The 19,340-nt window shown below is 38.3% G+C and carries 24 protein-coding genes, 1 tRNA gene and 1 riboswitch; of the genes, 13 read left to right on the top strand and 12 right to left on the bottom strand.

What is annotated here, in order from left to right:
* Nucleotides 1-62: 62 nt before the first annotated feature.
* The 3 genes from AC20OE_RS10915 to AC20OE_RS10905 form a co-directional block, all read right to left on the bottom strand.
* A complete protein-coding gene (locus tag AC20OE_RS10915; RefSeq protein ID WP_039177849.1) occupies nucleotides 63-566 on the bottom strand; it encodes a spore coat protein in 504 nt (167 codons plus the stop codon).
* A gap of 88 nt (nucleotides 567-654) precedes the next feature.
* Nucleotides 655-990 carry a hypothetical protein gene (locus AC20OE_RS10910; RefSeq protein ID WP_024425013.1) on the bottom strand — a complete coding sequence of 112 codons (336 nt, stop codon included), beginning with the start codon at nucleotides 988-990 and terminating at the stop codon, nucleotides 655-657.
* A 44-nt stretch (nucleotides 991-1,034) separates the two neighbouring features.
* Complete coding sequence (locus tag AC20OE_RS10905; protein WP_228279989.1) at nucleotides 1,035-1,430, bottom strand: spore coat protein; 396 nt, start codon at nucleotides 1,428-1,430, stop codon at nucleotides 1,035-1,037.
* Between the two features lie 167 nt (nucleotides 1,431-1,597).
* On the opposite strand from AC20OE_RS10905, the gene AC20OE_RS10900 reads away from it, so the two are divergent.
* The 5 genes from AC20OE_RS10900 (at nucleotide 1,598) to spoVIF (ending at nucleotide 3,078) form a co-directional block, all read left to right on the top strand.
* Nucleotides 1,598-1,948 carry a DUF1360 domain-containing protein gene (locus tag AC20OE_RS10900; RefSeq protein WP_039177852.1) on the top strand — a complete coding sequence of 117 codons (351 nt, stop codon included), beginning with the start codon at nucleotides 1,598-1,600 and terminating at the stop codon, nucleotides 1,946-1,948.
* A gap of 71 nt (nucleotides 1,949-2,019) precedes the next feature.
* Entirely contained in the window at nucleotides 2,020-2,148 is a 129-nt protein-coding gene (locus AC20OE_RS10895; protein WP_254967544.1) for a hypothetical protein, read from the top strand.
* A gap of 90 nt (nucleotides 2,149-2,238) precedes the next feature.
* A complete protein-coding gene (locus AC20OE_RS10890; protein WP_059374960.1) occupies nucleotides 2,239-2,460 on the top strand; it encodes a hypothetical protein in 222 nt (73 codons plus the stop codon).
* 84 nt (nucleotides 2,461-2,544) lie between these two features.
* On the top strand, nucleotides 2,545-2,682 hold the full coding sequence (locus tag AC20OE_RS10885; protein ID WP_024426457.1) for a YjcZ family sporulation protein: 138 nt from the start codon (nucleotides 2,545-2,547) through the stop codon (nucleotides 2,680-2,682).
* Between the two features lie 138 nt (nucleotides 2,683-2,820).
* A complete protein-coding gene (gene spoVIF, locus AC20OE_RS10880) occupies nucleotides 2,821-3,078 on the top strand; it encodes a sporulation-specific transcription regulator SpoVIF (RefSeq protein WP_008348417.1) in 258 nt (85 codons plus the stop codon).
* A gap of 16 nt (nucleotides 3,079-3,094) precedes the next feature.
* On the opposite strand, the gene AC20OE_RS10875 is transcribed toward spoVIF, so the two are convergent.
* Entirely contained in the window at nucleotides 3,095-5,407 is a 2,313-nt protein-coding gene (locus AC20OE_RS10875) for a UvrD-helicase domain-containing protein (protein WP_487268846.1), read from the bottom strand.
* 126 nt (nucleotides 5,408-5,533) lie between these two features.
* Here AC20OE_RS10875 and AC20OE_RS10870 point away from each other — a divergent pair, with 126 nt between their 5' ends.
* Nucleotides 5,534-5,791, top strand: coding sequence for a hypothetical protein (locus AC20OE_RS10870; RefSeq protein WP_003210759.1), 258 nt, complete (start codon nucleotides 5,534-5,536; stop codon nucleotides 5,789-5,791).
* Nucleotides 5,792-5,873: 82 nt separating this feature from the next.
* Here the strand turns inward: AC20OE_RS10870 and AC20OE_RS10865 are convergent, their stop codons facing one another.
* From AC20OE_RS10865 to AC20OE_RS10855, 3 genes are read right to left on the bottom strand one after another with little or no spacing between them, the layout of a single operon-like run.
* Nucleotides 5,874-6,308, bottom strand: a complete 435-nt coding sequence (locus AC20OE_RS10865; RefSeq protein WP_039177857.1) for a GNAT family N-acetyltransferase — start codon at nucleotides 6,306-6,308, stop codon at nucleotides 5,874-5,876.
* Nucleotides 6,309-6,314: 6 nt separating this feature from the next.
* On the bottom strand, nucleotides 6,315-6,830 hold the full coding sequence (locus tag AC20OE_RS10860; protein WP_039177859.1) for a YjcG family protein: 516 nt from the start codon (nucleotides 6,828-6,830) through the stop codon (nucleotides 6,315-6,317).
* 52 nt (nucleotides 6,831-6,882) lie between these two features.
* A complete protein-coding gene (locus AC20OE_RS10855) occupies nucleotides 6,883-7,623 on the bottom strand; it encodes an alpha/beta hydrolase (protein WP_099663163.1) in 741 nt (246 codons plus the stop codon).
* A gap of 221 nt (nucleotides 7,624-7,844) precedes the next feature.
* Nucleotides 7,845-7,966: riboswitch (SAM riboswitch) on the top strand.
* 78 nt (nucleotides 7,967-8,044) lie between these two features.
* On the opposite strand from AC20OE_RS10855, the gene AC20OE_RS10850 reads away from it, so the two are divergent.
* The 3 genes from AC20OE_RS10850 (at nucleotide 8,045) to AC20OE_RS10840 (ending at nucleotide 10,543) form a co-directional block, all read left to right on the top strand.
* A complete protein-coding gene (locus AC20OE_RS10850) occupies nucleotides 8,045-9,163 on the top strand; it encodes a methionine biosynthesis PLP-dependent protein (RefSeq protein WP_024426452.1) in 1,119 nt (372 codons plus the stop codon).
* Nucleotides 9,160-10,338, top strand: a complete 1,179-nt coding sequence (gene metC, locus AC20OE_RS10845; protein ID WP_039177864.1) for a cystathionine beta-lyase — start codon at nucleotides 9,160-9,162, stop codon at nucleotides 10,336-10,338. The genes AC20OE_RS10850 and metC overlap by 4 nt, the downstream gene beginning before the upstream one ends.
* Nucleotides 10,339-10,470: 132 nt before the next feature.
* Nucleotides 10,471-10,543, top strand: a tRNA-Val gene (locus AC20OE_RS10840).
* Nucleotides 10,544-11,060: 517 nt separating this feature from the next.
* On the opposite strand, the gene AC20OE_RS10835 is transcribed toward AC20OE_RS10840, so the two are convergent.
* Nucleotides 11,061-12,467 (bottom strand): toll/interleukin-1 receptor domain-containing protein, encoded by a 1,407-nt coding sequence (locus tag AC20OE_RS10835; protein WP_487268845.1) that lies wholly within the window; start codon nucleotides 12,465-12,467, stop codon nucleotides 11,061-11,063.
* A 138-nt stretch (nucleotides 12,468-12,605) separates the two neighbouring features.
* Between AC20OE_RS10835 and AC20OE_RS10830 the strand changes: the two genes are divergently transcribed.
* The gene (locus tag AC20OE_RS10830) at nucleotides 12,606-12,830 is read left to right on the top strand and encodes a hypothetical protein (RefSeq protein WP_212043404.1); all 225 of its coding nucleotides are present in this window, start codon (nucleotides 12,606-12,608) and stop codon (nucleotides 12,828-12,830) included.
* A 486-nt stretch (nucleotides 12,831-13,316) separates the two neighbouring features.
* On the opposite strand, the gene AC20OE_RS10825 is transcribed toward AC20OE_RS10830, so the two are convergent.
* On the bottom strand, nucleotides 13,317-14,303 hold the full coding sequence (locus AC20OE_RS10825; RefSeq protein WP_059377820.1) for a YhdH/YhfP family quinone oxidoreductase: 987 nt from the start codon (nucleotides 14,301-14,303) through the stop codon (nucleotides 13,317-13,319).
* Nucleotides 14,304-14,415: 112 nt separating this feature from the next.
* Here AC20OE_RS10825 and AC20OE_RS10820 point away from each other — a divergent pair, with 112 nt between their 5' ends.
* Nucleotides 14,416-14,835 carry a MarR family winged helix-turn-helix transcriptional regulator gene (locus AC20OE_RS10820; RefSeq protein ID WP_106025275.1) on the top strand — a complete coding sequence of 140 codons (420 nt, stop codon included), beginning with the start codon at nucleotides 14,416-14,418 and terminating at the stop codon, nucleotides 14,833-14,835.
* 520 nt (nucleotides 14,836-15,355) lie between these two features.
* Here AC20OE_RS10820 and AC20OE_RS10815 read toward each other — a convergent pair.
* On the bottom strand, nucleotides 15,356-16,297 hold the full coding sequence (locus tag AC20OE_RS10815) for an acetyl-CoA carboxylase carboxyltransferase subunit alpha (RefSeq protein ID WP_126681993.1): 942 nt from the start codon (nucleotides 16,295-16,297) through the stop codon (nucleotides 15,356-15,358).
* Nucleotides 16,298-16,320: 23 nt separating this feature from the next.
* Nucleotides 16,321-16,767, bottom strand: a complete 447-nt coding sequence (locus tag AC20OE_RS10810; RefSeq protein ID WP_330544965.1) for a MarR family winged helix-turn-helix transcriptional regulator — start codon at nucleotides 16,765-16,767, stop codon at nucleotides 16,321-16,323.
* Between the two features lie 447 nt (nucleotides 16,768-17,214).
* On the opposite strand from AC20OE_RS10810, the gene hag reads away from it, so the two are divergent.
* Nucleotides 17,215-18,186: a flagellin Hag gene (gene hag, locus AC20OE_RS10805; protein ID WP_058838866.1), complete on the top strand. Its 972-nt coding sequence runs from the start codon at nucleotides 17,215-17,217 to the stop codon at nucleotides 18,184-18,186.
* A gap of 229 nt (nucleotides 18,187-18,415) precedes the next feature.
* On the opposite strand, the gene AC20OE_RS10800 is transcribed toward hag, so the two are convergent.
* On the bottom strand, nucleotides 18,416-18,604 hold the full coding sequence (locus tag AC20OE_RS10800; RefSeq protein ID WP_487268844.1) for a hypothetical protein: 189 nt from the start codon (nucleotides 18,602-18,604) through the stop codon (nucleotides 18,416-18,418).
* A gap of 331 nt (nucleotides 18,605-18,935) precedes the next feature.
* Between AC20OE_RS10800 and AC20OE_RS10795 the strand changes: the two genes are divergently transcribed.
* Nucleotides 18,936-19,259, top strand: coding sequence for a SunI/YnzG family protein (locus AC20OE_RS10795; RefSeq protein WP_268503074.1), 324 nt, complete (start codon nucleotides 18,936-18,938; stop codon nucleotides 19,257-19,259).
* Nucleotides 19,260-19,340 lie beyond the last annotated feature (81 nt).

Below are 19,340 nucleotides of genomic sequence, written 5' to 3'. Positions count from 1 at the left end.
CATTTATATTTGCTGTATTTTTATAAAAGGAAAAGCAGAGCTTTTCGCTCTGCTTTTGGACATTAGAGGATACCGATTGCAACGATTGTCGCAACAAGAGTTTGTGTAAGTGTTTGGATTGCGATAGAGATGTCCGCATCGATTGTAGATACTGTAACGTTTCTTGAATTTTCGATGACAAGTTTTTGGCGGTTTGTTTGTTTGTGAGTAGCAGCTTGTAAGAGATCCTGTGTGACGCGGTCTGCCAAATCACCGTCTGCGATTGAGATGTTTGTAATCGTGATGATCGCTGTTTGAATCGCTACTTGGATAGATGCTGCAACCTGTGCATCGACAGAAGATACGTTAATGTCACAAGAGTCCCTAACGATAATGACCTCTTCAGATGTCTGCTTTGTGAAGCTTACTTGATCCAAATCTTGTAAGACATCTTCGTCATCATAATAATCGTCACAAAGTGCTTTTCTTTCATAGTTGCAATCGTCGTGGTGTTCGTGGTATCTGTGGTGTCCGTGGTGTGAACAGTTACGATCTAGAGCGACCCAAGAATATGGTTTAGAATCCATTTCTATTCCTCCTTCCGTTTACTTTATTAAATGCTGGAATGCGTTGTTTTGTCTCGGGCATTTACCCTAGCAGGCAACCCATTTTTATTTAATCGTTATTACGCTGAGCATTACGACGCTGCTGAATACGATTTCGAAGTGAATTTCGATTTGGACGTACTTTTGGTTCAGGCACTACTTCTTCTGGCTGTTTTGCTGCCTCAGCCTGCCTTTTTTTCTCCTGCTGCTGTTCTACGAAATCATTTGCTTTCTTTTGTAAGTCCTCGACTAATTTCAAAATCATTCTTCTTTGATCATCTGAAATTTTTGCTTTCTGATCATCAGTGATATTGTTTTTGTTTAACACATCACTGACAAGAAGACTTGTTAATGGATCAATATCCGTATTGATTTGAAATTCCTTTTTTTCGTTCTCTTCAGCCACGATGATTTCACCTCTTTCATACGTCATGTTAGAAAAAGAAAGGGTCAAAGAATGCCGGCTTCAACTAAGAGCACATTCAATGTTTGAGTGAGAATTTGGACGGAGTTCATAATGGATGCATCTGATAATGTAATTGTAATGTTATAGCAGTTGATGATTTGAATCACAGTTTTCTTTTGGACTTCCACTTGTTGCACAGCTAAAAGCTGATCTGTGATGTCAGCAGCCACTTCATCGTCTGGTACAAGAATTTGGATTAAAAGAGTAATGATTGTCGTTACGGTCGCTTGAAGGGAGAGTGCAGCTGTTACATCTGTTTTATGAATTGTGACATTTTCCGAATCTTTGATCTCAATGAAATCATCATAATTGCTGATTAATTCGTTTAACAGTTGTGTATATAATATTTCAGCACTTTCTTCAATAGACAATACTTTCACTCCTTTCTTATCTATACATTATTTAATGCAGCAACGACTCAAGTTGGAATCGGAAAGTGTGAAAAAGTACAACCCAATTTTATTTCCACTCGATTCATCATGACAGTCTTTTTTCTTGCATATATAAAGAAAGGACGGAAAAAGAAGAAAGAAGGAGGTGGAGGCTTCTGAGCGGTGCTTTGTCATTTGTCGTGTTTGCCCTCGCATCCTTTAGACTGACGAGACTGATTGTGTTTGATACCATTACTGCCCCTTTCCGCCGTCTATTTCATGAAGAACAGGAAGAGGTAAATGAACAAGGTGAAGTCGAAACATATATCATCATTAAAGGTGAAGGGCTGCGGTCCTGGGTTGGAGAACTGTTAAGCTGTTATTGGTGTACTGGCATGTGGTGCACTGCTGCCTTACTTCTGATATACATACTTTTTCCTGTCATCAGCATGTGGCTTAATTTACTATTAGCGATTGCCGCAGCAGCAGGCATCATTGAAGCGGTCGTCTCGAAGCTTGTGAAATAAACAGGCATTCTGATCAGACACGCTTTCAATAAATGCATATACTATCAAGGAATAGGAAAGGAAGGGTTGCGATGAAACCAACTGAAACGCCGTCACATATGCTTCAAGGTTATCCAGCGCAGTCAAATCAACAATCTGTATATACGAAAAAAATCAAGAAAACAGGCTGCGGCTGTGGAAACAAAAAGAAACCTCAATAATAGAAGAGAAAAACAAAAGCCGGATTTATCCGGTTTTTTTGTTGCCCTTTTTTTGAGTGGTGCATATGTAAGAGAGAAGGGGTGACCAGAATGGATGCATTCGAACAATTAATCGGTTCCTTGTTCACTAAACCCCATGATGGGAAAGAACAAGCGCACGAAAAGGCTGAAATGGATCTAGCGGATAAAGCGCATGATCTTGAGGAGCACTTAAAAGCATTTGGCGTGAAGATGGAGGCTTTTGCAAAAGAAACAGAAACATTCATGATGCGTCATACAGAGGCAGATTACGTCTTTAAACAGCAGAAATAAAAATTCCGCACTTTTTTATGTGATCGTCCAAACCATTTCTTGCATTTTTCATACTTTGTAAGGGAGAAGAGGAGGTGCTTAAATATGAGTTACGGTTACGGTGGCGGTTCTTGCGGCGGCTACGGTGGTGGCTACGGCGGCGGATATGGATCAACATTTGTTCTTGTTGTCGTGCTTTTCATCCTTCTAATCATCGTTGGTGCTTCTTTCTTTAACTACTAAAAAGTAAGAAGGTGAGGGAAGCAAGGGGGAAGCCTTTTGCTTTCCTTTCTCTTTGGTCAAACAAGGTTTTAGGATAGGCACATATCCCGCCTATTTTCATATAGTAAGGTGATTACTCCACAAAGAGGAGGCAAATGAATGGATAATAAATTCTTTAAAAGCGTAGAAAACAAAACCGGTGTGAATATGAATGATGTGTTTAAACTTGCAGGTTCTTTGCAAAATGCCAACTTTAAAGATGAGAATACCGTTCGAGGTGTCATTAAAAAAGTAGCGCAGCTTGCGAACAAACGTGTACCTAAAGAAATGGAAGACAAAATCGTTCAATCGATTACAAGTGGAAAAGAAAAGCTTGATTTCAATACAATCGCTAAAATGATGAATAACAAAAAATAAACAACAGGCTCTCCGTTTAAAGGGGGGCCTGTTGTTTTTGCGTAAATAATTCACGGTTTTTCTTTAGAAGAGGATACAAAAAGCGAGAACGATGAGCCGTTTTGCCTCGTCTAAATGAAGGAACAGACAGATAAAGAGATTGTTCAGCTCTTGTCATGGCCACGTATAATAAACGGCGCTCTTCTTCCAGCGCTTCTTCATCACCGTTTCTGAGTTCATCCAGTGAGAAATCATGAGGCAGTGCTCCGTCGACCACACAAGTGATGTATACTGTCTGGAATTCAAGTCCCTTTGCACGGTGGATCGTCATGAGCTGAACACCGGGTTCATCTGTTTTTTCCTTTTCGGCAGATTTCATATGTTCGGCATGTGCGAGAAAGGCTTCAATCGTTTCAAAGCGTTTGGCAGCTGTTTTCACATCACGTACATCATCTGTCCCTTTTTCAAGTACATTCGTATCGTTCACCCGTTTTTTTAAGTAATCACCGAGTCCCATCTTTTGTTCAATAAATGTCACCGCGTCCGATGGCTTTAATGTTCGTAACGTTCGGAACAAAGGAACGATTGATTGCAGCTTTTTCCGTTGAAACGGCTGTATATCTGTCAGCTTACCGAGCGCATCTACCATTGAACAATCCTCTGTGATGGTCAGTGCCTTTAGTGTATTCAGCGTTTGCTGCTTTAAAAAGAAAACCGGCAGCAGCTGTTTCATGGCGGTCACATCATCTGCATCCTGACTTAAGGAAAGAAAGGCGAGGAGTACCCGAACAATTCGTCTGCTGTAGAAGGCTTTGACGCCAGCATCCGTTTCATACGGAATGGCCGATTGATGCAGCCGTTCATAAATCGCACGGCCGCCTGTATTCGTACGAAACAGCACGCAGAAGTCATTCGGCTTTGCGCCGTTTTTAATTTTCTCCTGAATATCTGCGACAATTATCGTCGCTTCCTCTTCTTCATCATATGGATAAAAGAGCGTCGGCGGAATTTTCTCCGCCCGAACGGCTTTTAACGTCTTCTCATAACGATGCTGATTTTTCTTAATAATCGCATCTGCACTTGCGACAATTGTATGATGAGAGCGGTAATTCGCATGTAAATGGACGATCTGAGCCGAAGGATAATCCTGTTTGAACTCAAGGATGAAAGCAGGATTGCTACCCCTAAATGCGTAAATGGCTTGATCATCGTCGCCTACACAAAATAACTGCTCTGATTCTCCGGCTAAAAGTTGAATCAAGCGATATTGCACTGGATTAATATCCTGAAATTCATCAACTAAAATATACTGGAATCGTTCTTGATACCGTTTTAACAGTTCAGGCTGTTCTGTCAGCATATGTAAGCAGGCAATCGCCATATCATCAAAGTCAAATTGCTGATGATCTCGTTTTTGTTGTTCATATGATTGATAGATCGTCCACATGTGTTTTTCCTTTTCATCCTTCAAATCAGGAAGTTCACCTGGTAAAAAGGCATTTTTCCAATAGCCGATGGATTGCAGCACTTGATCAGTAGGGTAGTCTTTCTCATCAAGTCCTTCATTCATTATGGCTTTTCGAATGTATTGCTCCTTTTGCCAGTCAAACTTTATCAGATGCTGGCCGTTCCATTTATTTGCGTCATCGTGAAGCAGCATTTTATAAAAAAGACTGTGGAAGGTGCCTGTCACCACTTGGCTGGCTTGTGAAGGATGAAGCTGGTATTGCTTGCGCAGTCTTTCTTTCATCTCACTGCTCGCTTTTGTAGTAAAAGTTACGAGTAAAATATGGTGAGCAGGAATATGATGATGGGACATGAGATAAGCCGCTCTAGCCGTCAGGACTCTTGTTTTCCCGCTGCCGGCACCAGCCAGCACAAGCATCGGACCATCTAAATGTGTGACAGCTTGAAGCTGCGGTGTGCTAAAGGTGATATGCGGGAAGAGGTCGATCGTATGAACTTGTTCATTTTCTTCTAAATGTAAGGCGTCGCTAAATTGAATCGACTTTGGTTCCTGCCAGTCATATGATTCGCTAGTTTGCGAGATGATCTGTTTGCCGGTTGGAAAACGGAAGCCGCCAAGTTCTTTATAGGAAGCCTTTTCCTCCTGTTCAGCCGTTTGATTATGATCTGCTTGTTCTTCAGCTTGTTCACAAATCTCTTGCTGAGACATGTGCTTATGAATAAAGGCAGGTTCATCATGTATATTTAATCTAAAAAAGACCGGTTGTCCGCAATATGGGCAGAATAATTGTCCTTTTTTTCCCTCGTCATGGAGGAATTGATAATGTTCTCTCGAATACGTATGTAATGAGATCGTTCGATCATGTCGTCGTGCGCATTTCAAAGCTAGTCCTCCAATAGTCAATCAATCTTAAAATGAAACACATCTAATCATATCAAATGAGGCGTGTTTCAAACAGTCATAATTAGGGAATAGTAGAGTAAGAGAGAAGCAAAGGAGGCGTTCTTGATGGGATATATAGCCCCGATTCAGCCGGATCTGTATTTTCAATATATCAATCGTCCAGCTCCTCAGGATAAAGAAGACTACGCGAAAGTAACAAAGGTTACTCGCACCTTTCATGACAAGATTTACAGAGAGCTGGAGAAAAAAGAGGACTTAGTGACAGAAGCGGAAACGAAAGTACAGCAAAAAAAGCGGGAACGCTTTGTACGAGATATGTTTATGGAGGAAGGAAAAGGCGTTCATATCAATACGTATATATAAATGATTGCGCTTTCTTCCATTGGCGAACGATAATGAAAAAGAAAAAGCCAGGGCATCTTGAATGCTCTGGCTTTTCTTTTGGTCAAACAGACAGTGTTTTTGTCATTTTGACATGGGTGATTCCAGCTTCTTCAAACGGTTCAGAAACCGCTTTGTAGCCTTTCTTTTCGTAGAAAGGAAGCGCATGGACTTGGGCATGCATCACCGCTTCTTTTGCTCCATTAGCAATTGCTTCTGTTTCTAGCGCCTCTAATAGCTTGAGGCCAAGGCCGAAGGAGCGCGCCTCTTTTAACACACAAATTCTTTCTAGCTTTGCCTTTGATCCCTCAATGATCCGCAGTCTAGCGGCCGCCTGAGGCTTTTTGTCATCATTGTAAATGACAAAATGGGTGGCTTTGTCCTCTAGTTCATCTATTTCGATCTCTACTGGAACTTCTTGTTCTTTGACGAATACTTCTTTTCGAACGTAATATGCATCTTCTCGTTGTGTTTGTTCTGTTGCGATGACTGTTTTCAAATGTCTTTAACCCTCTTCTCCTAAAATAAATGTTTCATAGACGGTCCAAGATCCGTTTTCTAATTGATATAAAAGGTGGAAGCGATCCACTGTTTCTTCATGGTCAATCTTTCTCAGCTTTAATGTACCAAGTACGTCTGAATGCTCATCATCTGATAGTTTTTGAGCCACTGTCACATGCGGAACAAAGGCATATTCAGGTGTACCAGCCAGTGGCTCTGCGTACAATCTTTCATTGAGCGCCATGATGTCCTCGTTCGGTTCTACTTTCATATAAATGACGTTGTTTACAGGAGCGAATGAACTGAATTTTTTAATACGTAACGTAATAGGAGAAGCATTTTTTGCATAATCTCTTAACGTTGAGACGACCTCAGCCGCTTCTAGATCCGTTAATTCAAAAGGTGTTCTTAATGTTAAATGAGGCGGTATGAGTGCATAGTTCGGATCATAACGCTTCCGGTAAGAGTTCGCAATATCTTGCAATTTTTTTGATGGAAATATAACAACTCCGTATTTCATCATGTTCCCTCCTGAATAAGAAAGTATTTATTATTATTTATTATAACAAAATTCAGTTGATTAACGAATATGGGAGCATTCTTTTTAACGAAGGCGCAATGAGCGGCTGCCAATACGTCCATTTATGATCCCCTTCGAATGTCTCAAATAAATAATCCGCTCCAGATTGTTCAAGAAGGGCCTTTAAATCATCATTCGGCTGAACAAAATCAAGCACCTGGCCATCTGTTGTTTTCACAGCGGTTTCCTCCAGCCCAATTTGATGGATAATCGCATAATGAGAAAGGGCTGTCGACTGTTTGACGGCTTCTAGAACCGACTCGTCAACATAAGGGGACTGCAAAATCAGCCCGCCAAATAAAGAAGGATAATCAATGGCTGTCATGAGGGAAATCGTCGCACCCAGTGAATCACCAATAAACGTACGTCCTGATCCAATTTGATAGGTTGGATAGTGTTCATCAATATAAGGAACCAGTTCATTAGCTAAAAAGCGTTTATACGCTTCAAACTTTGTGCCGTCTGGATGATACGTGTTCCGTCTCTCCGTAACATTTTCATAAGGGACACCAATGATAATCGAGCGTTCCATTTCTTTGTTCTGCATCAATTCTTCTGCCTGTCTGCCTATTTTGCCTAGGCGGAAATAATCATGACCATCCTGGGCAATGATGACATGATATGTATAAAGGGGGGAGTAATTGACTGGCAAATAGATCAAAATAGTCATGTCCGCCCCAAGTTCTTTTGACTGTAAGGTTTCTTCTTGAATGATTCCTGTTTTCTTCACCATAATCCATTCCTCCAGCTAACCAAATTCATCATAAAGTGAAACGTTTCCATTCATTGTAACACGAAAAACAGCGTTGTTCCTATATGCTAACATGCAATCAAACCGTATAACATCGATTCTGTTATAAAATACAGAAAATTTTAATTAATCATGACATTTCCCCTTGAAAAATGAGATTTAATGGGTTACAGTATTAAGAATTAGAACAGACAGACAACACATTCTTATCGTGAGAGGTGGAGGGACTGGCCCTTTGAAACCTCAGCAACCGGTATGCATCACTTCATGTGATGTACCAAGGTGCTAAATCCAGCAAGCAGCTTTTTTGCTTGGAAGATAAGAGGAAGCGATTAAACCCCTTCTTCTTATGAAGAAGGGGTTTTCTGTTTTGAAATCAGATTTTTACTTAGGATGGTGTCAAATGACAGAACATGTGGAAACGAAATTAGCGCAGATTGGAAACCGTAGCGAAGAGGTGACTGGCACTGTCAGTCCTCCCGTTTACCTTTCGACAGCATACAGACATAGAGGTATAGGGGAATCTACAGGATTTGATTATATTCGAACGAAAAACCCAACAAGACAGCTCGTAGAGGATGCAATTGCTTCACTCGAAGAAGGGACGGCCGGTTTTGCCTTCAGTTCGGGAATGGCTGCGATTCAAACGATTATGGCTCTATTTGAAAGTGGAGATGAACTCATCGTCTCTTCAGACCTATATGGCGGTACATACCGTTTGTTTGAAAACGAATGGAAAAAATACGGCTTACGTTTTCTTTATGATGATTTTTCAGATGAAGACTGTTTACGCTCTAAAATCACGCCAAACACAAAAGCGGTCTTTATTGAAACACCGACAAATCCACTGATGCAGGAAGCAGATATTCAAAAAATAGCGAAGATTGCAAAAGAACATGGCGCTTTGGTGATTGTCGATAATACTTTTTACACACCGGTCTTGCAAAAGCCGATTACGCTTGGAGCAGACATTGTCATTCATAGCGCAACCAAATATTTAGGCGGACATAATGATGTTCTTGCAGGGCTTGTGGTGACAAAAGGAGAGCAGCTGTCTGAAGACATGTTCCAGCATCAAAACGCGATTGGAGCGGTTCTATCACCATTTGACTCATGGCTTTTAATGAGAGGAATGAAAACGCTGGCTCTTAGAATGCGTCAGCACGAGGCAAATGCGAAGGAGCTGGCTGAGTTTTTAAAGAAACAGCCAGAAATTCAAGATGTGCTTTATCCAGGAAAGGGAGGCATGCTGTCATTTCGAGTAGCTAAAGAGGACTGGGTCAATCCATTTTTAAAGCAGCTAAAAACGATTTGTTTTGCTGAAAGCCTTGGCGGAGTCGAAAGCTTCATTACGTATCCTGCAACGCAAACGCACATGGATATCCCAGAAGAAATTCGCATTGCAAACGGTGTATGTAACAAGCTGCTCCGTTTCTCTGTTGGCATCGAGCATGTAGATGACCTGAAAGCAGACCTGAAACAGGCACTATCACAAGTAAAAGAGGAGGTACACGCCAAATGACCACACACGATTGGACACTCGAAACACAACTCGTTCATAATGCGTTTAAAACAGACCGTTCAACAGGTGCAGTCAGTGTACCGATTCAGCATGCATCCACATTTCATCAAAGCAGCTTCGATGAATTTGGTCAATATGACTACTCGAGATCGGGGACTCCGACACGTCAAGCATTAGAGGATACGATTGCGGCGCTGGAAGGAGGAACGAGAGGGCTTGCCTTTGCATCAGGCATGGCAGCCATTTCAACTGCTTTTCTTCTATTATCTAAGGGAGATCATGTGCTTGTCACAAGAGATGTGTATGGCGGGACTTTCCGAATGATCACTCAAGTTCTGTCGAGATTTGGAATTGAGCATACCTTTGTGGATATGACGGATTTGAATGAAGTCAAAAGAGGCATTCAATCGAATACAAAGGTCATTTACATGGAAACACCGTCAAATCCAACACTAGGCATTACAGATATTGAAGGTGTCGTACAGATTGCGAAAGAGCATGACTGTTTGACTTTCTTAGATAATACGTTTTTAACGCCTGCCCTTCAGCGTCCGCTGGACCTTGGTGTGGATGTTGTTCTGCATAGTGCAACGAAATTTTTAAGCGGCCACAGTGATGTGCTGTCAGGCTTAGCCGTGGTAAAAGATGAGAAGCTGGGAGAGGAACTCTATTCACTGCAAAACTCCTTCGGTGCGGTTCTTGGCGTGCAGGACTGCTGGCTTGTGTTAAGAGGGTTAAAAACCCTTCAGGTGAGATTAGAAAAAGCAAGCCAAACGGCCTTCGAACTAGCTTCATTTCTTAAAGAACACCCTGCGGTGAAAAAAGTATACTATCCAGGCTTAGATGATCACCCGGGTGCAGATATTCAGCGAAAGCAGGCAAGCGGAGCAGGGGCTGTTCTCTCATTTGAACTAGAAAACCAAGCGGCAGTCAAAGAATTGGTGGATGCCGTCACATTACCTGTATTCGCCGTCAGCCTCGGTGCCGTTGAATCGATTCTGTCATATCCAGCCAAAATGTCACATGCGGCTATGCCAAAAGAAGAAAGAGAAAAAAGAGGGATTACAGATGGGCTGCTTCGTTTAAGTGTAGGTGTCGAAAACGGAGAAGACCTCAAACGCGACTTCAAACAAGCACTTGATCAGTTAAAGCCCGTCCTTGTGAACCAATCATAAAGAAGGAGAGAAAAAAGCCGGCACAGCCGCCGGCTTTTTGACCTTTTTTGAACAAAACCATTGACGCTTTATTATTATGGTTATATAATAGAGACTGTCAGTAACAGAAAGCCCAGAACTGATACATAACCCGATTCCGTAGCTCAGCTGGGAGAGCGCTACCTTGACAGGGTAGAGGTCGCTGGTTCGAGCCCAGTCGGAATCATATGAAAAGACGTTGATGAAAAGCCATTCTTGAATTATTCAAGGATGGCTTTTGTCTATTTAAAATGAAAAAGTTCTTAAAATCACATTGATAACAATGCAATAAATGAAAATAGCATACCACTGTCCTTCCCTATTTGCACATGTATCTGAAGGACGAAAGCTGCCATTAAGTTGATGGGTGTAGCGTTTCTGACGATGCAGGTATCAAAAGCCCAAGTTTGAGCGCTGAGAAACTGTTAGGGACACTTGACACAGTAGGCTTGTTTGGAGAATAACCAACGGCAAATAGGGTGACACATACGGATACCATAAGCTTGATACACTATCAAGATGATCAGTCGCCTGTCTGAGTTTGTTTATTTTTTTTACAAGCAAATTCAGGAAGACAACTTGTTCAGCCGTTGTCCATTGCTTTCAACCTATCAAGTCAAAAAGCAAACGACAAGTCAAGACTAATAACGAAAGTAAATGATTTAGTGATTCAGAATTCAAGTTCAATCTTATTTTGTTTTTAACTAATATTTAGTAGCAATTTCATCGGGATTTATATACTCTCTTGGATGTGGAATCTTTCTAAAGTAATTCATGTGCTTCTCCATATCTCCAAAATTCATGAGAAAATCTTTAAGCTCTTCAACCGAATTTCTATTAAATAAAGATTTTGTTGACTCCGCGTGCTTTTCAGACTTTAAATTTCTTAATAAACTGATCTTACTTCTAAATTCTTTATGTTGATAAGTTACTGGAAACCATCCGTAAAGTGAGCTTCTAGATCTGATAAAATAGTGTAATAAAATATCAATATCAATCAGTTCTTTTTTATATTTTCCTGCTCTTTCAACTAACAAGTCAGCTTGCAAGCAGACAGTACGTAAATTAAGTTTTTCCATTCTATAGTCTAATGATCTTAGATTAAATCTGAAGATTGATAAATCAATTTCTTGTCCATAAGTGACTTCCTCTAAATCAAATTCAGCATTTAATAGATCAGCCATAATATTATAATATTTATACTTGTTTAATAATAGAAAAGAATAAAGAATAAGCTCATGTATAAGGAATTTAACATGATCAAATTCAATTTCATAAGTTGTTCTTGAAGTGAGTGGTTTAGTATAGGTGAAAGATTTTTCAAAAAAGTCTTTAAGATTATCTGAATTAATTTTATCAGCTTCTATTAAAATTTCTAAAAACTCGATGAAGTCTGTTTTCAAAGGTTTCGAATTTTCTATTCTTTCAACTATCTTATCATCAAGCTCATGAAAATCGACATTGGTGAAATGCAATGATGCCAGTTCTTCTAAGAAAGCTTCTTGAAACTGCATTGACATCACCCGAAGTCGATTAGGATTTTTGTCTAGGGCTGAGCGCATCTGTTTTAAAATATTTTGTGTTTTGTAATGATTTATTTCTTGTTCAAATAAATAAGAAGGAACTTTTCCAAGAGCAGGTTTTTTATGTTTAGGAGCCTTATAAAGAGTTCTTAACAGCTGCTCATAATTATCTTCAAAAGTATCTTCATTCGAAAGATCAATGTATATCCTACTTTTAATATAGGCGGGAATGAAATTTTCTCCACTAGAGTCTCGTTCAGAGACAATAGGTATGAATTTGCCTTGCTGAATATCAGAGTATAGTTCAGGAGTGATAATCTGAGTTTCATCACCAACTCCTCCTGACCTATTATCCGCTTTGGGTTTGTAACCTCGGTCACAAATTATTAAAACATTATCTATTTCTTCAGATGAAACCATTTTTTCCATAAAAGCATATTTATCGTGTCCCTCTTTTAAATCCCATTTATCGAGAGTAACATCAACTCCATCTTCTGACAATCGAATTGCTAGGTCTAGAACCCATTGTTGATGATCGTCAGTAGTCCAGCTATATGAAATGAAAATTTTTGGATTAGTGATATCCATTGCTTTCTCCTTCTATATGATTTTAATATTAACATTATAGCCTTCTTGTTTTTTCCATACAATAGATATATTTCAAAGATATTGGAGAAGAACCCATGTTATCATAGAAGAAAATGGATGTTGGGGGATTGTCAGTAAATGCTCAAATCAAAGTTAGTTGTTTGGACGTTTATCGTTGTGACTGGATTCTATATGCTGGTGAGTATTTGGAACATTGCTGTATTTCCAGATAAGACATGGACAGATTACGCAGGACAGATTCTGATTGTCGTGTTTGGGAGTATGGTGAATGGTTTAATCGCTGCTTTCTTTATGTACGCAGCAGCTATGTTAGTGAAATATATTAATGGTGATAGAGCTTAAAACAGGCGCATAAAAAGGTAACAAAAAAGGTAACAAAAAAGGTAACAAAAAAGGTAACAAAATTTTTGGTTTTTAAAAAATACGAAGGAACACAAGAGGATACAAAAGGGTAAAGGAAGCTTATGTATCAAGGTTTATGAGTGAATTGAGGATATCGGTGATAATTACAGGATTCTATATATCTACCTTTACAGGGTAGAGGTCGCTGGTTCGAGCCCAGTCGGAATCATCGTTGAAACCCTTGCATAGCAAGGGTTTTTTTGTTTTTTGCAGATTGTTTCTTTTTAGGTTAAAACGATTAAAGTGTTCTGCGGTGTTAAATTCTAATTTGTTTGTGACATGATGATAAATATCTGAGGTTGTTTTAGCACTAGCATGTCCCGCTCTTTTTTGAATAGATGTACCCCACCTGTTTGGGATGGGGTATCTGCATCAATACATTCAATATTTGTCTGGTGTAATTTAAATAAATAAAGTTCGTTTATCTTAATATTTAATAATGGTTCTTCCTAAATGTTGACCATTTTTAATGGCTTCAATTTTTTCAGGTAACGTATCGAGCGTAATCTCATTGACTAGAGTCGTTTGGGAGATATTCCATTCGTTTGCTATCTCGTTCCAAATTACTTTGCGTTTATTGATTGGTACATTTACAGAATCGATCCCTAGAAGGTTGATCCCTCTTAGAATAAAAGGTAACACAGTTGTTGTTAATTTAATTCCGCCTGCATTCCCGCACATGCTCATGCTTCCACCATAAGAAATTTGAGGAATGATCACAGAAGCCACATCTCCTCCTACGGTATCTAAGACGAAGTCAAATTTTTGCTTGTTCAATGGTTTTTTTAGTTCTCCTAATTCGTTTGCAAAAATGATATCAGCTGCTCCTAAAGATTTTGCTATATCAACTTGATTATCCTTACGCACTAAAGCAAAAATATTGTTGTACCCAATTTTAGATAATAATTGTATAGCAATGCTACCAACTCCACCAGTTGACCCTGTAACGAGTATATTAGGTTGTTTTTTCGTACTCATACCATTTTCCTGTAAAGCCATGATAGAAAGAGCTGCGGTAAAGCCTGCTGTTCCAAAAATCATTGCTTCTTTTAAAGTCAAGTTATTTGGCAAAGGTACAATCCAATCCGCAGGTACTCTAGCATATTCAGAAAAACCTCCAGTGTGGCTCATGCCCATAGCGAAACCTGTGACAATCACTTGTTGACCCTCTACGAAACGATGATCTGTTGTATGAACGATAGTCCCACTTAGATCAATTCCAGGAATCATTGGATAGTTACGAATAACACCTCCATTTTTTTGAACAGCCAGCATATCTTTATAATTGATTGAAGAATATGCTACTTTAATCAATACTTCTCCTTCAGATAAATCATTAACACTTACATTTTGAAGATCATAACTAACTTGATCATTTTTTTCTGTAACTAGAATCGCTTTAAATGAATCCATTGTGTATCTTCCTCTCTAAAAATATATTACAACAAAATATTTCTGGTGCAAAAGTATTTCAATTAAAAAACTACCATGATATTATAGGTGAAGTCAATGTGGGGGAGATAAAATGGAATTATCAGAGTGCATAAATTTTTTACTAAGTGTTAGTCAAAATAAAGTGTTCAAGTACTTTAGTAAACTTTTAGAGGAAAGTGATTTGACACCCGCTCAATATGGTGTGTTGAACTGTCTATGGAGAGAGGGCCAGCTATCTCCTAAACAAATTGGAGAACTTGTATATTTAGAAGCCTCAACCGTTTCTGGAATATTAGATAAAATGCAAAAAGCTGACTTAATTGAACGCACAATAGATCCAAACAATCGAAGAAATATTTTAGTAGAGGCTACTCAAAAATCTTTAGTCATTAGAGATCAAGTTGAAGCAGCAACAATTGAGCTGAACAAGACAGCGCTTCAAAACTTGTCAAATGATGATAAGGTTGTGCTAAAGCAGGCATTAAGTACAATTATAAATAATTTTCAATGATGTATTTTTATAAACAAGTTTCATAACTATCACAAGGCTCCTTTACAGGAGCTTTTTTCGGTGCTTTGTACATTGCTGGATGTGATAATAAATATAAGATATAGGTGTTTTATAGAAATTAGGTAAGGAATAAACAAAATTCTTTCTTCAGTGGAGAAGATTCAATGTTGATGACGGCAATTCAGAATGGTTGGCTTGATGCAAATGTTGTAATTGAAGAATCATTAATGTCGTTCTAACGCGCTGGATGCGATGGCATTTTGACTTATTTTGCTTTAGATATGGCTCGGCGACTGAGAGATGGAATCTCAAAACATATAGGCAAAATGAAAACAGACCATGCAGGGTCTGTTTTTTTATGAGGACGATTTGAGGACATTTAGAAAAATATTGGTGGAAGAAAATCCTTTTTCATACTGATCACACATCTTTTAATAGTATCAGTATATCTAGTTTAAGAGGTTACTTACAAAATATTTAGAACTTTTTTGTAAGAATCCTCCGAAATGTAATACGGACTTTAAATATTCTCTATTTGTCTATACTTTTCATATCGCTGTTGTATAAGCTCTTCTGAGGATAATGGTATCAATTTTTTTAGAGATGATTCGATGACAGATTCAATCATTTTTGCCTGTGATTTGATATCATTTTGTGCTCCACCTTTCATTTCAGGGATGATTTCATCAATAATTCCTAACTGTTTTAAATCTTTTGCTGAAATTTTCATATGTTCCGCAGCTTCTGGAGCATACTTAGCGTCCTTCCATAGGATAGATGCTGCTCCTTCTGGTGAAATTACCGAGTACCATGAATACTCTAGCATATGGATATGGTTACCGACACTAATGCCAAGAGCTCCACCACTTGATGCCTCTCCAATTACAATACAAACAATTGGCACTTTAAGTGTAGCCATTTCAAATAGATTTCGAGCTATCGCTTCAGAAATTCCACGTTCTTCAGACCCTTTCCCTGGATAGGCGCCTATTGTATCAATAAATGTAATAATAGGGCGATTAAATTTATCAGCTTGTTTCATCAGTCTTAGCGCTTTTCTATATCCTTCTGGATGAGCCATTCCAAAATTTCTTTCTATATTTTCCTTTGTACTTCTACCTCTTTGATGACCAATAACCGTAACGGGCATTCCTTTAAATTTTGCAATACCACCTATCATTGCTTTATCATCACCATATAATCGATCACCATGAAGTTCGAAAAAGTTTGTAAACAATAAAGGTATATAATCCAATGTCGTGGGCCGGTTACGTAGCCTTGCAATTTGAACTCGTTGAAAAGCTGTAAGATTAGAATAAATTTCATCTTGCATTTTATTTAAACGTTTTTCTAATAAATGAATTTCTGACGATAAATCTACATTATTTTCTTTCATCATTTTCTTTAATTCATCAAATTTCTCTTTTAGTTCAATAATAGGACGTTCAAAATCCAAACTCATTTTATCCTCCAAAGGTTATGACCTCATTCAAAAGACTTAGAAATAGAATCAATAAATAATTCAAAACCATCCACAACAATTTTTTGTTCTGATTCTGATAAATTATTGAAGATACGTTGATAAAATGTAAGGGATTGTTCTCTTAAGCGATTAACAGTAATGTGACCCTTTTCTGTGAGGTGCAGAAAAAGTTCTCTTCTATTTTTTTCATTTACTTCACGATAAACAAGCCCCATTTTTACTAACTTATCTACCAACCTACTTACAGTTGAAGTCTCTAATCTAAGTTTATTGGATAGTTGCCAAACAGTTAATCTTTCCATCTCTAGTTCCTCTAACGCCATCATTTGAGAAGTTGGTAGAGGTTTTTCAAATGATCCATTCGGCAAATTTTGAGATTCGAAAACCCCAGTTAATATAATCATTTTCTTAATATCTGTTCTTAGTTTTAAGGCATCTTCTCTTTTCAAAAGGTCAACCTCCTACAATTCATGCATCATACATCAATTGTATTATACATCAATTAGGTTTTTTCACAAGCTTAACATAAGCCAATATGACAACATGGACGAGGTATTTTTTCTTGTTAAATGTGTCTAATTTGTGAATTTAACAATTTCCACAAACTAAAATATATGGAAGTTCAGTCTATAGTAGGTAACATAATACTCATTGTTATGGCGGGTATCTAGTCTCGTAAAAGTGACAAGACTAATCATTTTGAACGAATAGAAGGAGGTTTCATAATTATTGCCATAACTGATGTTACATACGGTAGTAAAGTTTGAGAGCCAAAAGGTGCTCTGCGTTACTACTATACACATGCCTTAGAAATCGAAAATTCTAAGGAAGAGCTTTCATCTAAATGGACTTTACAGATAAGCTCTCTAAAAAAAATTACACGGAGGTAATAGGAAATGAGAATTAACCACAATATCGCAGCACTTAACACATTAAACCGTTTATCAGCAAACAACGGTGCGAGCCAAAAGAACATGGAGAAACTTTCTTCTGGTCTTAAAATCAACCGTGCAGGAGATGACGCAGCAGGTCTAGCAATCTCTGAAAAAATGCGTGGACAAATCCGCGGGTTAGAAATGGCATCTAAAAACGCACAAGACGGTATCTCTCTTATCCAAACAGCTGAAGGTGCATTAACTGAAACTCATTCAATCCTTCAACGTGTTCGTGAACTAGTCGTTCAAGCTGGAAATACTGGTACACAGCAAGGTGAAGACTTAGCTGCAATTAAAGATGAGATCACAGCGCTTGTTGAAGAGGTCGATGGTATTTCTAATCGTACTGAGTTTAACGGAAAAAAATTATTAAATGGTACGTTTAATGGAGTAGGTACACCTGGCACACCAGCAACTCCGCCGACAGATCCAGATGATCCAAGTACAGGTACACCTGCAGTCCCAGCAACTCCTGGTGATGCTTTAGTATTCCAAATTGGTGCAAATGCTACACAACAAATTAAAGTCAACATTCAAGATATGAGCGCTGCTGCTTTAGGCGTTACAGACGCAGATGGTGCAGTTGAGACAGGTAAGTCTGTTAAAGACATCGATGTTTCTAAATTTGAAACAATTGCAGCTGATGACGATGGTGGATTTGATGATCAGTTAGCAATCGTTGATGGAGCTATTAAACAAGTTTCTGCACAACGTGCTAAACTTGGTGCAGTTCAAAATCGTCTAGAGCACACAATCAACAACCTGGGTGCATCTTCTGAAAACTTAACGGCTGCTGAGTCTCGTATCCGTGACGTTGACATGGCAAAAGAAATGAGTGAGTTCACGAAGAACAACATTCTTTCTCAAGCGTCTCAAGCAATGCTTGCACAAGCGAATCAACAGCCACAAAACGTACTTCAATTATTACGTTAATAAACCAAAAGCCCCTATATAAAGGGGCTTTTTTTGTTTGTCTTAATTCGGTTCGATGTCTTATTTTATAGATTGTTCTAAAAGACGCTTCAACGCCAATGAATACGACAAATAATAATACTATCCAACTAACCAAATATTCGAGAGTGGCTTTTGTATTTCTCAGTGTTGGTCATAATCCTGGTTTTAACAAACAGGGAGCTACATAAAGCAGCTCCCTGACAAGTAATCAATCTTTCTTTTTTTTGTAATCTTTTATTAAGCTTGAAACAGTTAAACCCATTACACCAAAAGCTACTACATAAAATAAAATATGTGTTACAGGTGTATCGGTTTTTCCTAAAATCAACACAATAGCGATAAAAGCGGCGGGTAAAGTAATTAGCAAACCTTTGGATGCCTTATTTTCCTGTGTCACTAGCCGAGCACCTCCTTGAGGAATTACACGAACAAAGGTCGTTTGCAACAAACTAAAACAATTGATTTCTTCACTAAAAGTAAGATGGACATATATAGATGCTTTTTTATAAGTTTTACATTGGTAAAATAGTGAGAAGTATCTCAGTCATTCTTTCCAATATAGAGGAGGAGGAATCGTAGGTACCTTATACAAATGTATAAACAGCACTTCATAGAACTTGCCTTACTAGGGTGAATTAAAACATATATAATCCTTCTCTTAAAGTTGTTGGTTTTAAAAAGTAAAAAACATGGTAAAATTAGATAAAAGTATAAGAAAGAGTGATTCTATGGAATATGTAATTATGTTAATCTTTTTATTAGCACTTTTCTTTATTTTTACTGTTTTCCTAAAAACTCGTTACAGTTTTGGTGAAAAATACTTAGTCTTAAAATTTGGTTTATCTAAAACAGAAATACCAATTGATCAAATCGTTAGTATTACAGAGTCGGACAAGTATGGAGTTGCAGATAATATTGATTATAGAATTGGTGCTCCATATGGTCAACCAGATAGAATCGTTATTGAAACTATGAATAAGCGTTTTCTAGTTTTTTTAAATGAAGGTCATCATTTTCTTCAAAATTATAAAAAAGCTAGTGCTAGAATATAAGATAAGTACCTTCTATGATATAAGGTGCTTTTTTATTCGAGTTCCACTTAGATATACTAATAGAATGAATACTTCAATACT

This window comes from Bacillus sp. SRI_025 (genome assembly GCF_057592095.1).
This window is presented reverse-complemented; position numbering and strand designations above follow the sequence as displayed.

Coding starts and splice junctions, on each gene's coding strand:
- AC20OE_RS10855 (WP_099663163.1), bottom strand. CDS start 7,623: ATGGTGAAGAAAACAGGAATCATTCAAGAAGAAACCTTACAGTCAAAA.
- hag (WP_058838866.1), top strand. CDS start 17,215: ATGAGAATTAACCACAATATCGCAGCACTTAACACATTAAACCGTTTA.
- AC20OE_RS10870 (WP_003210759.1), top strand. CDS start 5,534: ATGGGATATATAGCCCCGATTCAGCCGGATCTGTATTTTCAATATATC.
- AC20OE_RS10825 (WP_059377820.1), bottom strand. CDS start 14,303: ATGGATTCATTTAAAGCGATTCTAGTTACAGAAAAAAATGATCAAGTT.
- AC20OE_RS10895 (WP_254967544.1), top strand. CDS start 2,020: ATGAAACCAACTGAAACGCCGTCACATATGCTTCAAGGTTATCCAGCG.
- AC20OE_RS10795 (WP_268503074.1), top strand. CDS start 18,936: ATGGAATATGTAATTATGTTAATCTTTTTATTAGCACTTTTCTTTATT.
- AC20OE_RS10850 (WP_024426452.1), top strand. CDS start 8,045: ATGACAGAACATGTGGAAACGAAATTAGCGCAGATTGGAAACCGTAGC.
- metC (WP_039177864.1), top strand. CDS start 9,160: ATGACCACACACGATTGGACACTCGAAACACAACTCGTTCATAATGCG.
- AC20OE_RS10830 (WP_212043404.1), top strand. CDS start 12,606: ATGCTCAAATCAAAGTTAGTTGTTTGGACGTTTATCGTTGTGACTGGA.
- spoVIF (WP_008348417.1), top strand. CDS start 2,821: ATGGATAATAAATTCTTTAAAAGCGTAGAAAACAAAACCGGTGTGAAT.
- AC20OE_RS10885 (WP_024426457.1), top strand. CDS start 2,545: ATGAGTTACGGTTACGGTGGCGGTTCTTGCGGCGGCTACGGTGGTGGC.
- AC20OE_RS10815 (WP_126681993.1), bottom strand. CDS start 16,297: ATGAGTTTGGATTTTGAACGTCCTATTATTGAACTAAAAGAGAAATTT.
- AC20OE_RS10820 (WP_106025275.1), top strand. CDS start 14,416: ATGGAATTATCAGAGTGCATAAATTTTTTACTAAGTGTTAGTCAAAAT.
- AC20OE_RS10860 (WP_039177859.1), bottom strand. CDS start 6,830: ATGAAATACGGAGTTGTTATATTTCCATCAAAAAAATTGCAAGATATT.
- AC20OE_RS10890 (WP_059374960.1), top strand. CDS start 2,239: ATGGATGCATTCGAACAATTAATCGGTTCCTTGTTCACTAAACCCCAT.
- AC20OE_RS10915 (WP_039177849.1), bottom strand. CDS start 566: ATGGATTCTAAACCATATTCTTGGGTCGCTCTAGATCGTAACTGTTCA.
- AC20OE_RS10835 (WP_487268845.1), bottom strand. CDS start 12,467: ATGGATATCACTAATCCAAAAATTTTCATTTCATATAGCTGGACTACT.